At 42.0% G+C, this 12766-nt stretch carries 12 protein-coding genes; 9 read left to right on the top strand and 3 right to left on the bottom strand.

Going from position 1 to position 12766, the window contains the following annotated elements:
- Positions 1-70 precede the first annotated feature (70 nt).
- Genes ISP07_RS07450 through djlA form a run of 3 tightly spaced genes read left to right on the top strand, consistent with a single transcriptional unit; the run spans position 71 to position 2621 of the window.
- Positions 71-1072 carry an aminoglycoside phosphotransferase family protein gene (locus tag ISP07_RS07450; protein WP_054551001.1) on the top strand — a complete coding sequence of 334 codons (1002 nt, stop codon included), beginning with the start codon at positions 71-73 and terminating at the stop codon, positions 1070-1072.
- Entirely contained in the window at positions 1069-1725 is a 657-nt protein-coding gene (gene murU / locus ISP07_RS07445) for an N-acetylmuramate alpha-1-phosphate uridylyltransferase MurU (protein WP_209327234.1), read from the top strand. Before ISP07_RS07450 ends, murU begins: the two co-directional genes overlap by 4 nt.
- A 23-nt stretch (positions 1726-1748) precedes the next feature.
- Positions 1749-2621: a co-chaperone DjlA gene (gene djlA / locus ISP07_RS07440; RefSeq protein ID WP_054551003.1), complete on the top strand. Its 873-nt coding sequence runs from the start codon at positions 1749-1751 to the stop codon at positions 2619-2621.
- Here djlA and ISP07_RS07435 read toward each other — a convergent pair.
- Together ISP07_RS07435 and rluA are read right to left on the bottom strand one after the other, a co-directional pair.
- Positions 2604-3539, bottom strand: coding sequence for a DUF3530 family protein (locus tag ISP07_RS07435; protein ID WP_054551004.1), 936 nt, complete (start codon positions 3537-3539; stop codon positions 2604-2606). The two genes, djlA and ISP07_RS07435, sit on opposite strands and share 18 nt — an antisense overlap.
- 80 nt (positions 3540-3619) lie before the next feature.
- Positions 3620-4273, bottom strand: coding sequence for a bifunctional tRNA pseudouridine(32) synthase/23S rRNA pseudouridine(746) synthase RluA (gene rluA, locus ISP07_RS07430; RefSeq protein WP_209327233.1), 654 nt, complete (start codon positions 4271-4273; stop codon positions 3620-3622).
- A 479-nt stretch (positions 4274-4752) separates the two neighbouring features.
- Between rluA and ISP07_RS07425 the strand changes: the two genes are divergently transcribed.
- The 5 genes from ISP07_RS07425 (at position 4753) to ISP07_RS07405 (ending at position 11087) form a co-directional block, all read left to right on the top strand.
- Positions 4753-5412, top strand: coding sequence for a tRNA-uridine aminocarboxypropyltransferase (locus tag ISP07_RS07425; RefSeq protein WP_209327261.1), 660 nt, complete (start codon positions 4753-4755; stop codon positions 5410-5412).
- Positions 5413-6369: 957 nt separating this feature from the next.
- Positions 6370-7374: a Fe(3+) ABC transporter substrate-binding protein gene (locus tag ISP07_RS07420; RefSeq protein WP_209327232.1), complete on the top strand. Its 1005-nt coding sequence runs from the start codon at positions 6370-6372 to the stop codon at positions 7372-7374.
- A 77-nt stretch (positions 7375-7451) separates the two neighbouring features.
- Positions 7452-9086, top strand: coding sequence for an ABC transporter permease (locus ISP07_RS07415; RefSeq protein WP_054551009.1), 1635 nt, complete (start codon positions 7452-7454; stop codon positions 9084-9086).
- On the top strand, positions 9083-10126 hold the full coding sequence (locus ISP07_RS07410) for an ABC transporter ATP-binding protein (protein WP_209327231.1): 1044 nt from the start codon (positions 9083-9085) through the stop codon (positions 10124-10126). Before ISP07_RS07415 ends, ISP07_RS07410 begins: the two co-directional genes overlap by 4 nt.
- Before the next feature lie 61 nt (positions 10127-10187).
- Positions 10188-11087: a Dyp-type peroxidase gene (locus tag ISP07_RS07405; protein ID WP_209327230.1), complete on the top strand. Its 900-nt coding sequence runs from the start codon at positions 10188-10190 to the stop codon at positions 11085-11087.
- On the opposite strand, the gene argR is transcribed toward ISP07_RS07405, so the two are convergent.
- On the bottom strand, positions 11084-11551 hold the full coding sequence (gene argR, locus ISP07_RS07400; protein ID WP_054551012.1) for a transcriptional regulator ArgR: 468 nt from the start codon (positions 11549-11551) through the stop codon (positions 11084-11086). The two genes, ISP07_RS07405 and argR, sit on opposite strands and share 4 nt — an antisense overlap.
- 224 nt (positions 11552-11775) lie before the next feature.
- Between argR and mdh the strand changes: the two genes are divergently transcribed.
- Complete coding sequence (gene mdh / locus ISP07_RS07395) at positions 11776-12711, top strand: malate dehydrogenase (protein ID WP_054551013.1); 936 nt, start codon at positions 11776-11778, stop codon at positions 12709-12711.
- Positions 12712-12766 lie beyond the last annotated feature (55 nt).

Genomic DNA, 12766 nt, shown 5'->3' with positions numbered 1-12766 from the left:
GCTAGACATAATAAAGGAAAACAATGGCAAATACAGTAATTGACTTAGTGAAAAATAGATATCTTACTAAATGAATCGTTATAAAAGTTTACAGCAGTTTTTAAATCCTCACTTTAAAGAGGATGAATATCAATTAGCCGCCATCACTGGGGATGCGAGTTTTCGCCGTTATTTCCGCGTAAACACAAGTGATCAGAGCTATATTGTCATGGACTCAGATCCAGACAAACTAGATAACACACCTTATATAGAACTCAACAAAGTGTTTTCTCAGCATGGCTTTAAATTACCAAAAATTCTTCAGGCTGATGAAAAACAAGGCTTCTTCTTGCTGAGTGATTTAGGCAATACTCATTTGGCTGATTTACTGGGCGACGAAGACCGCACTTTACACTACAAACATCTAATAAAGTTAAGTGCACAGTGGGCGCAAATCCCGCCTGCCCAATATATGAAAGTATTTGATGGCGAGTTTTTACAGTTTGAGCTAAGTATTTTTAGAGATTGGTTAGTCGATAACTTTATCGGTGAGCAACTCTCTGCTGATGAGCAGAAAATGTGGCAACAAGCCTGTGAGTTATTAATTAATAATGCCCTTGAGCAACCAATTGTTACGGTGCACCGAGACTTCCATAGTCGCAATATTATGCGCACAGGGCAGCAATGGGCAATCATCGATTATCAAGATGCCGTACAAGGGCCGGTGTGTTATGACCTTGTGTCGTTATTAAGAGATTGCTATTTCAAGCTACCAGAACAAGAGCTCGACTACCTTTTACATTACGCTTATGACGAATTTAGCGAGCAGCAGCTATTGCAAGACACTTCGTTTGCGATGTTTAAACGTTGGTTTGACTTAACCGGCGTGCAGCGTCATTTAAAAGCTGCGGGCATATTTTGCCGCTTAAAATTACGTGACGGTAAGTCTGGCTATTTGAATAATGTGCTGCCAACCCTTACATACATCAGTAATGTCAGTAAAGAATACCCAGAGTTAACAGCCCTTGGTCAGTGGATAGAGCAGATAATTATGCCACAGACTAAGCAGCGTTTAACGAAAGAGTCCAAATGAAAGCAATGATCCTAGCTGCGGGGCGTGGTAAACGCATGATGCCGCTAACCGAAACGCAACCAAAGCCGATGCTAAAGATTAACGGCAAGCCACTATTAGAGCATCATATTAATAACTTACGTCAAGCCGGGGTTACCGATATTGTTATTAACCTTGCCTGGCAGGGCGACAAAATAACAGAGTATTTCGGTGATGGTTCGCAGTTTGGTGTATCGATCACTTACAGCCAAGAGCAGGCTGGGGGGCTTGAAACCGCCGGGGGGATCATTCAAGCATTGCCGTTATTGGGTGAGCAATTTATTGTCATCAATGGTGATGTGTTTACTGATTACGATGTGACTTCGTTGAAGCAGTTACACCTGCAAGCCGGTGAGGCGCATATTGTCCTTGTTGAAAATCCTGCGCATAACCCTGATGGTGATTTTGCACTGAGTCACCTAAGCCCAGATAGTCAAAAGTATACTTTTTCCGGTATAAGTCGTTATCATGCTGATTTCTTTAAAGGTCTCAGCACAGGTATTCGCCCGCTTGGGCCAATCTTGCGCGAAAAGCTTAGTGAGTACCAGGTTTCGACTGAACTTTATTTGGGTCAGTGGGATGACATTGGCACACCAGCCAGACTCGACGAAATCAATCAGCGTTTCGCTTTGTAAAAACAACAGAGGTTTGCCAAATTATGTGGGGAAAAGTACTCGGTTTTTGTTTTGGCTTTATGTTTGGCAAATTTATAGGAGCCTTACTGGGCCTTTACCTAGGCCATATGTTCGATCGCAGCTTAAAACAAGATTTTGATAAAGCAGGTGGTTTTTCTGGTTTGTTTAAAGGCGATGATATTAACGAGCGCCAAGCACTTTTCTTTTCTAGCTGCTTTGCAGTGATGGGGCATATCGCCAAATCGAATGGTCGCGTTAGTGAAACGCATATTCGTGCTGCAAGTTTGTTTATGGACGAGATGGGGCTCTCAGGTGATGAGCGAAGAGAAGCACAAGATGCCTTTCGTAGTGGTAAAGAAAGCGATTTTTCATTAAAAGAAACCGTTCATGACTTTAAAGAGCGCTTTGCTCGACGCCATGATTTATTGCAACTGTTCCTCGAAATACAAATTCAAATGGCCTTTTCTGATGGTCACCTTGCAGAGCAAGAAAAGCAGCTTTTGCAAGAGGTGAGTAAGCAGTTAGGTATTTCACGTACTCAGTTTGCAATTTTATTAAAACGCTACCAAGCCGAATTTGCATTTCGTCAGCAACAACAGCGTTTTTATGAACAACAACGTCAACAAAGTCAGCAAAATCGCAGCAGTCATAGTGAACAAAGAGGGCACAGTGTGCCACCGAATAATAGTATGAATCGCGCCCAAGCGTTGGCTCTTTTAGGCTTAAACAATGATGCTTCTGCGAGAGATATTAAAGTTGCTTATCGAAAGCTCATGGCTCAGCACCATCCCGATAAGCTGGTATCGCAAGGTTTACCAAAACATATGATGGAAGTTGCGGTAAAGAAAAGCCAAGATATTCAAGCGGCTTATGAGTATTTAAAAAAGGCGGCGTAAAAATCCGTCGACTTCTTTGAGCAGTCGCTGGTGCTGCTCAGGCTCTGAAGGCACACCAAATAACTCTCTTTGTCGGTAGTCATATTTTGCGTGTTTTCTTACCCAACGTTTTCTGTCTTTAACACTTTGCAGCGTGTCAGGGTTGCCCTCACTATAGAAAATATCCAGTAGCGGTGGGCTGATAGTCGAAAGCGTCGCATTGAGATGCTGGTTACGAACACTGTTAGGTAAATAACTACCTAGGCTAATAAAAGCGTTTAGTTCGTTATTTGGAAAGCTCGCATAATGTTCAATCAAGAGCCCCGCACTGGCACCTTGTGCTACTACAATAATGTTGCCGCCTTCATCCATGGCACTGTTATACAAGGCATTGAATCTGGCAATTAGCTTTAATTTATAATCATCAAGTACGGCTTCACTAATATTAGGTTCACCTGTAACAAAATGCGGCGCTTGTTGTGTTTCGGCTGGTGGAGCAGGAGTTGATTGCTCATCGCCTTGTTGACTACTTTGTGTTGTTGACTCAGCTTCAGAGCTTTCAGGTGACTCGGGCGTTGTCACATCGACAGGGTGCCAATCAATGTCAGGCATGGTCATGGCAAGGGTTGCATAGCCAATTTCGTTTAACTGCTTGCGCAAAAAGTTAATACCAGCATTATTAGTGGGTAAGTGCTGCCAATCAGGAATGATTAGCACAATTCCGCGTTGACTGGCTGCCATCGATTGACGGTATAAACTAATGAACTCATCTTCACCGGCAAGCAGAGTACGTACTTCATCACTTGGTAAAAAGCGTTGAATATCGTTAGTGACCAAGCTTGACCAAGGGGTGGGTTTAATAAAATCGGCAGCATTCACATTGCCCATCAACGCAAAACAGGCTGCGTAAGCTAAGCGATGTGCGGGTTTTAAATTCATGCCGATATTACCTGAGTCTTTAATTAAATCAGTGATTAATTAACTATCGGCAGTCTTTATTAAATATTTAGCGAATTGTCTTAAAACTCAGGAGCGGCTTCAAAAATCAGTGTTTCACCGCTTGCAGGGTGAGCTAAGGTAAGCATTTCGGCATGCAGTTGTAAGCGGGGAGACATGGCGTATGCCTCGGGGTGAGCATACAACTTATCGCCTAAAATAGGGTGACCTAATGACAGCATGTGCACACGTAGTTGGTGAGAACGCCCAGTAATAGGGGTCAGCTCGACACGAGTTGCATTCTGTTCATGCTCAAGTACTTTAAAATGGGTTAATGACGGTTTGCCATTGTCGTGATCAACCATTTGCTTTGGGCGGTTCGGCCAATCACAAATAAGTGGTAAATCTACAGAACCAGTTTCTTGCTCAAGCTTACCGAATACACGAGCAATGTAGCGTTTCGCGGTTTTTCTATCTTGAAACTGAATGCTTAAATTACGATGCGCTTCTTTATGCATAGCTAAACAAATAATGCCAGAGGTCGCCATATCAAGGCGGTGAACAATTTTTGCCGTTGGGAAAACGCGATTAATGCGGGCAATAAGGCAGTCGGCGTGTTTTGGGTCTTTTCCCGGCACAGTAAGTAAACCACTTGGTTTATTCACAATAAGTAAGTCATCGTCTTGATAAACAATACTTAAATAAGGTGTCATTGGGGGATTATAATTGAGTAACACAGCCAGCCTCGATGATATGCAAGGACGCTATTTTAAAGGAGTATGAGCGCATACACAATGCCAGAGCTGGTTTTAGAAAAGTAGTTAAGATACAGTAAATTCAGCTATGGAGTTTTAAGAAAAGGACAAACAAATGTTTCGCTTTGGTTTAATTCGCAGTAAGCCTTGTTCACGATGTGGCTTAGAAGTAAATTATCTTGAGCCAGAGTGTCCGCACTGTAAAGGCCTATCAGATTTACAGGTCGTGTTTTTGAAGAAGTCCCACAGAGATGATTTACGTAATAAAAATAGCGATTTAATAGCCGTTTTTTGGAAGCTAACCCTTGTTGCATTTTTTATAACACTACTTCTCTTCATTTTTTAGGAATAGCTTGCTCTTTGGGCTTGCAGATATCTATTCCCCTTATTTTTAGCTACAATACGCGCCGTTTAATTATCTGGTAAATACAGTGGCTACTATCTCAAATAATTCCGTGTTAATGCTTCGTGCTCAGCAAATGACTGAGTCTCGTCGTGTATTTAAAGCGCGAGGAGCAAAGTTAACGCGTTGTGAGCGATGTTTATTAGCCGAACACTATTGTATTTGTGATGGTGTTGAACAGGCAAAGTGTGATGCCGCGGTTTGTTTACTTATGTACCATAATGAGAGTTTTAAGCCGTCAAATACTGGCCGTTTAATTGCTGAAATCGTGCCAGATAACCATGCCTTTAAATGGGATAGAACAAATCCAGATGAAGCCTTATTAAGCTTATTGGCAGATCCCCAGTATCAGCCAATGGTTATTTTTCCTGCCAGCGATGTAGACGACGAAGAGCGGGTGATCACCGAAGTAACCCCTGTTGAAGGTAAGCGTCCATTGTTTATCTTTTTAGATGGTACTTGGCGCGAAGCAAAGAAAATGATCCGTAAAAGCCCTTATCTAGATAATTTTCCTGTGCTTTCAATTACACCTGAAAAGCTTTCGGATTATCGATTGCGTGTTGCCCCGCATGAGCATCAACTAGGTACTGCTGAGGTGGCTATTATGGTTCTTGCTCTTGCTGGTGAGGAAGACGCTACACAAAAGCTTGAGCAACATTTTATTAAGTTTAGAGATGCTTACCTGCTTGGTAAGCGAAATAAGGGACGCCCAGAGTAATAGTACCAATCCGCAATAATACTTAATCATTTTGAGGGATTAAACCTGTCGCTACCTGCGTTAAAAATTACTGATTTAGAACAACTAAATAACGAAATTTTTGCCTTGTTATCGACGAGGTTTTATTGCCTCAAAATAGACCACTTAATTAAGCGAATTGGTATAACTCTTTACTAAATTGTAGGCAAAAGAAAAGCGCGTACTATCTCTAGTCGCGCTTGCGGAATCTTCTTAATTTTTTGCATCCTGCAATTGAATCTAATCAACTCCCTAAACTTTGCCAATCCATGCTATTACACTTTACTTATTGGTTCTGTGTAATATAAGGCAATCCCGCCTTGTTTCCTTGTTAGTCCTTTACATCCTTGCTGGTAAATACTTTACCACTCCCTTACGTGCCATCCTGACACTATCCCTTTGTTTGCAAATCCGTTGCGATGCCCTAACGGCCTGTCCTTTATTCCACTTTTTTGAACTTCCTGTATAACAACATCCTGTTGTTATGCCATTCCACATCATCCTGATGCTGTCCGTAGGTTGTCACTCCATTGCGTTACTCTTCCTGAGCCTGTCCTTGATTCCTTATTCTCCTAATGAACCTTATTCCGCGGTATTATGAGTAATGCTTCCTTATCCATCTACTCATTAAGCTTCTTGCTTAGTTGATGTAAGTAATTATAGAGAAATAGGCAAAGCTGAGTAGGTCAAAATCTTACTTAATCTGCTGGTTATTTTATTGTCATTTAATATATTTCATTAAATTTCAGTTGGTTAAGTGTTTTTATGCAGTGTTTGCTGGTGCTTTTTACTCAATAACTGCCATGTGGGTGAGATATGTCTTACATGTAAATTCCTAAATGGCAGCTATGTTGATTGAAATATAAGTTTAAACGGGTGCACTTTGCCCTAACTCTAGGTAAAATATTTTGATAATTGTTATTATTTAGGTGCTATAAAATGAAAAAAACAGCCTTAGTATTACTTAGCGCATTATTAAGCGCGCCTACATTTGCTGCAGATGTAGTAAATATTTACTCGTTTCGTCAACCATTCTTAATTCAGCCTATTTTGGATGATTTCACTAAGCAAACAGGTATTAAAACCAATGTGGTTTTTGCCAAAAAAGGGCTGATTGAACGTGTAAAGCGTGAAGGTAAACATAGCAAGGCTGATTTAGTATTAACCTCAAATTTTAGTGCGCTGATTCAATTAGAAGATTTAGGCTTAACGCAATCAATTAATAGTGATGTAGTTAATGCGAATGTGCCAAGTACTTTTCGCGATGCCGACGGTCAATGGATAGCACTTACTAAACGTGTACGTAATGTTTACTCTGCAAAAGAGCGCGTTGGTGCGCTTGGTGAGTTAACATATGAAGATTTAGCGGACCCAAAATACAAAGGTAAGATCTGCACTCGCTCTGGTAAACATCCTTACAATTTAGGTTTAGTTGCTTCTATGGTTGCTCACCATGGCGAAGCAAAAACTAAGCAATGGCTTGAGGGCGTAAAAGCCAATTTAGCACGTAAACCGCAAGGTAATGACAGAGCGCAAGTCAAAGCCGTAAAAGAAGGTTTATGCGATCTGGCGTTAGGCAACAGCTATTATTTTGGCAAAATGATGCAAGATGAGCAGCAAAAATCATGGGCAGAAGCGGTATATATTAACTTCCCTAACCAAACAAACCGTGGTTCTCATATCAATGTATCGGGCGTTGTTATGACCCGTTATGCTAAAAACCCTGAAAATGCCTTGAAACTGATTGAGTATATGACCGACAATAAGGCGCAAAATATGTATGCTTCAGTGAATATGGAATACCCTGTAAAGCAAGGGGTTGCATTATCAGAGATGGTTGCATCATGGGGTGAGTTTAAAGAAGACAGTCTACCTCTTGATGAGATCAGCAAATATCGCCCTGTGGCACTGAAGCTGATTGATGAAGTAAAGTTTGATTTATAACGAGAACACTCCTCGTTACACAATTTTATAAAAGCTGTTTTTTAACAGCTTTTATTTTATCTGGTATTAATCCACTTATGCATGTGAAGTTTTCGCTGTCGCGTTGGCAGCTTATAGCCTGGCTTATTGGCCTGTTGCTTGTTACGCCATTAGGCTTTTTATTATTTGAGTCTCTGCAAGGAGATTCAGATGTATTTCAGCACCTTTTCGATACCGTGCTGTGGGATTATACCCGTAATACTCTCATACTCATTGCAGGGGTAGGGCTGTTAAGCTGTGTAATTGCATTGCCGTTAGCTTGGTTAACTGCATATTGTGACTTTCCCGGGCGTAAGCAATTTGAATGGGCGTTAATGCTGCCTTTAGCAATGCCAACTTATCTTATCGCCTACGTGTATACCGACTTACTTGATTATGCAGGGCCTGTACAGATCGCACTCAGAGACTGGTTTGGTTGGCAATCACCAGACGATTACTGGTTTTTTGATATTCGTACATTGACTGGGGCTATTTTTATGATTGCCTTGGTACTCTATCCTTACTTATACCTAATTTTTAAAACGGCACTCAGAGAGCAGTCTTTTAAACTAGTGCAAGCTAGTCAACTAATGGGGCTATCACCATTACAAAGTTTTTTACGCGTTAGTTTGCCTCTTGGTCGTGGGGCGATTGTGGCAGGGGTTACATTGATCAGTATGGAGGCTATGGCTGATTTTGCTACCGTCAATTACTTTGCTGTGAGTACACTGACGACCGCTGTTTATGATACATGGCTTGGCTATTACTCATTAACCGCAGCGGCGAAAATCTCAGGTATTATGTTACTGATTTTGTTTTTAACCATCATGGTTGAGCGCTTTAGTCGTCGCAATCAAGCTGTGTATGAACGTCAGTCAAGCGTAAACAGCGCAACTTTGTATCGCTTAAAAGGCGGTGCGGCATGGGCTGCAAGCTTGGCTTGCACAGTTGTGCTGGTATTGGCTTTTATTCTGCCGGTTGGGGTATTAGTTAAATATGCCATTGTCTATGCAGATGAAGCATGGAATGGGGCATTTTTTAATTACGCTTGGCAAAGCTTTAAAGTGGCTGTAGTGGTGAGCATTGCAACTATCCTATTGAGCTTATTGGTATTGTTTTATCAGCGCATCGCTAAGCAAGCTTACCCTTTGATCCCTGGGCGTTTAGCAAGTACTGGCTATGCCTTACCTGGTACTGTATTAGCGATTGCTGTATTGCTCCCATTAACTCAGCTAGATGATGCATTAAATAATTGGCTTGAGCCTTTTGGTTTATCACCAGGATTACTTTTAAGCGGCACTTTATTTGCGATGATTTTTGCTTATGTTGTACGTTTTTATGCGATTGCGCATGGCGCGCTTGAAAGCAGTTTTTTACGTATTAGCCCATCGTTAGATATGGCCAGCCAATCAATGGGCAAAGGGCCCATGCAAACCCTTTGGCGAGTACATTTACCGCTATTAAAACGCGGTATTTTAACAGCTGGTTTGTTAGTGTTTATTGAGTGCATGAAAGAGTTACCTGCAGCTCTATTACTCAGACCTTTTAATTTTGAAACCCTAGCAACTCATGTTTTTCAATATGTTAGTGATGAGCAATTGGAGCTTGCGTCAATTTCAGCCTTGTTTATCGTGTTAGTTGGGTTAATCCCTTTGTATTTCGTTAATCGTTCGATGGAGCAAAATCACTCATGAGTCATTTGATAATTAAAGACTTAGCTTATCAGTACAATGCGACTCAGGTGTTGAGTGAACTAAACCTCAATGTAGAACAAGATGAAATCGTCTGTTTGCTTGGCGCAAGTGGCTGCGGTAAAACCACCACCTTAAAGGCAATTGCCGGAATTTTACAGCCTGAGCAAGGCTATATGAGTATTGATTCAAAAGTGGTCAACGATAGTGGGCTGTTTGTTGCACCGGAAAAACGTAATATTGGCATGATGTTCCAAGACTATGCGTTGTTTCCTCATTTAACGGTAAGCGACAACATTGCGTTTGGGCTAAGCAATATGAGTAAAGCGCAAAAGCGCGAGCGTGTAGATGAAATGCTTAGCCTTGTTAAACTTGATGGTTGTGCACAGCGATATCCGCACCAGCTTTCTGGTGGACAGCAGCAACGAGTAGCAATAGCCCGTGCACTTGCTTACAAACCAAGTTTATTATTACTTGATGAGCCATTTTCGAATATTGATACACAAGTGCGTTTTGAGCTTATTGCTGATATACGCCGCATTATTAAAGCTCAGCAGGTGTCTGCGGTATTCGTTACCCACTCGAAGGAAGAAGCTTTCGCATTCGCCGACACGCTTGCGGTTATGCATGGTGGAAAAATTGCCCAACAAGGCTCTCCTGAGCAGTTATTTAGTCAACCTAACTCAAAGGTGGTTGCAGAGTTTCTTGGTACGGGCATATACTTAACGGCAAAAGTATTAACGCCAACTGAATACGAAACGGCGTTTGGTGTGATTCATTCATTGACGGCGAACAATGCAGATTGTCAACAAGGTCAAGTGTATATAAGGCCACATTATATTCAGTTGTGTGAAGCTGCGCACAGTGACGCAAGCAGTTTAACTATCTTGCACAGGCGCTTTATCGGTACGCGTTATGTATATCGAATCAATATTGCAGGGCAAGAGTGTGAAGTTGCAGCAGAGCAAGACCGCGTGTTAGCTGTTGAGCAGCCTGTAAAAATAAAAATAATGCCGCACACAGTCAATTTTTTTCATGATTAGTAATTACTAACAATCTTGAATCCTTGGCTTTGTGCAAATAACGAGAAGCTAAGGATTCACTATGGCGCAAGCGCAATCTGGGATTTGTGCTGAAGCAAACTTACATGGTTTGCACCTGTTTTTTAATGTTTACGATGGCCACGATGAGTCATTACGTAAAAAACTAAAACGCGTTAGCGTCATTCAAGATGAGTTTGCTGATCAGTTCTCAGAAGCCATGCTATCGTGCGTGGTTGCCCTTGGTGCTCAGTATTGGCCGCACATCTTGCCCGAGTTTATCCCTAGCCAATTGCAAAGCTTTCCGAATGTAACTCACAGTGAGCATGTGATGAGTGCTCAGCCGTTTGACTTGTTTGTGCAAATTCGCTCAGACCGTGAAGATGTAAACCATCTATTTGCTCTGCAAATTCTAAAATTATTAACACCGGATGTTGAGCTGGTGGAGCAGGTCCGTAATTTTCGGTTTTTAGACGGGCGTGATTTTAACGGCTTTATTTATGCAGGCGATACACCCCATGGCCGTCAAAAGCGAAGTACTGCACTTATCGACAAACCGGGTCACTTTGAAGACCAAGGCAGTTATGTTCATGTTCAGCGCTTTGTGCATGATCTGAGTGTCTGGCAGCATTTATCGCTGTCTGAGCAAGAGCAAATCATGGGGCGCACGCGTCTAGATAACACCTTGATTATGCCTGCTGTAGAAACCAGTCATGCGGTTCGCAGTGAATTAAAAGATGAGCATGGCCAGCCACTCTTGCTAAACCAAAGCATGCCATTTGGTGATGTGCATAAGCAGGGGATTTTAATGGTTTCGTGCGCGGCGCAAGGGGATGTGTTTGAGCAGGTATTAAAGAGTCGCTTGGGGCAGGGCGATTGCTATGATCATTGGCTCGATTTTACTCAAGCCGATATGGGATCTGCGTTTTTCGCCCCGTCAGTAAACTTCTTAAAGCAACTTTAAACGGTATCGAATAAAGTGCGCACGCGATCAAGCGTCACATCGATTTCAGAAATCTTCGCAGGGGCGATAAAAATAGTGTCGTCGCCTGCAATCGTGCCTAGTACGCCATCTGCTTTACCGAGTGAATCAAGTAAACGAGCAATTAATTGTGCTGCGCCTGGGCTAGTGCGAATAATAATCATCATTTCGTTATGCATAATATCAATAACAAGCTGACGCAGTGGGCTTTTCGCTGTTGGCACACCCATTTCAGCCGGTAAACAATAGACCATTTCTTGTTTTGCATTACGAGTACGTACTGCACCGAACTTGCTTAACATGCGAGAGACTTTACTTTGGCTAATATTATCAAAGCCTTGCTCTTTTAATGCTTCGACAATCTCACCTTGTGAGCCGAAGTTTTCTTCTTTTAATAGCGCTTTAAACGCTTTGATCAGTGCTTCTTGTTTGTCTTGTGGTTGCATGTTGCCGTTTCTTTATTCATAAAATGTAGGGTAATTCTACACAACTCTGCATATTTATGCAGTATTAGTTTACAAAGTCGTCCAAAATGCGTGTCTTTACAGCCAAGTTTACAACTATGGTCGAAATTATACGCGAAATAAGCAGGATAAATTTGTTTTTAGCCGCTAATTTCATTATCTTTAGGGCCACAAATATTTCCTACCTCAAATTACGGAGAATTCCAATGAAAGTTGCTGTTTTAGGCGCAGCTGGCGGTATCGGCCAAGCATTGTCTTTATTATTAAAAACAAGTTTACCTGCAGGTTCTGAATTATCGTTATACGATGTTGCCCCTGTTGTTCCTGGTGTAGCGGTTGATCTTTCTCACATCCCAACAGACGTTAAAGTTGAAGGTTTTGGTGCTGACAGCTTAGACGCAGCATTAGCTGGTTGTGATATCGTTCTTATCCCAGCGGGTATGCCACGTAAGCCAGGCATGGACCGTGCGGACCTTTTCAACGTAAACGCAGGTATCATCAAAACATTAGCTGAAGGCATCGTTAAAAACTGTCCTAAAGCGTTAGTAGGTATCATCACTAACCCAGTAAACGGCACTGTGCCAATCGTTGCTGAAGTATTCAAAAAAGCGGGTACTTACGATGCAGGCCGTGTATTCGGTATCACAACGCTTGACGTGATCCGTTCAGAAGCATTTGTTGCTGAACTTAAAGGTTTAAGCGCAACTGACGTTAAAGTTCCAGTGATCGGCGGTCACTCAGGTACGACAATCCTTCCTCTTCTATCTCAAGTTGAAGGTGTTACTTTCACTGACGAAGAAGTTGCGGCATTAACTCCACGTATCCAAAACGCAGGTACTGAAGTTGTTAACGCTAAAGCGGGTGGCGGTTCAGCGACTCTTTCTATGGGTGCTGCAGCAGCACGCTTCTGTATGTCTTTAGTTAAAGGCTTACAAGGTGAAGAAGTAGTTGATTACGCATACGTTGCAGTTGAAAACGGTGACGCAGCATACTTCGCACACCCAGTTCGTCTAGGTAAAAACGGCGTTGAAGAAATCCTTTCTTACGGTGAGTTAAGTGCATTCGAAGAGCAAGCTAAAAACGACATGCTAGCTACACTTAACAAAGACATCCAAGAAGGTGTTGATTTCATCAACGGTTAATTCCCGACAGATGATAGGCGATTTTTTAAATCGCCGAAAACAAAAAAGCCTGCAA

This window comes from Pseudoalteromonas sp. PA2MD11, from assembly GCF_017808125.1.
Classification (GTDB): Bacteria; Pseudomonadota; Gammaproteobacteria; order Enterobacterales; family Alteromonadaceae; genus Pseudoalteromonas; species Pseudoalteromonas simplex.
Note: the sequence above shows the minus strand (reverse complement) of the source record. Positions and strands in the feature narration are given on the sequence as shown.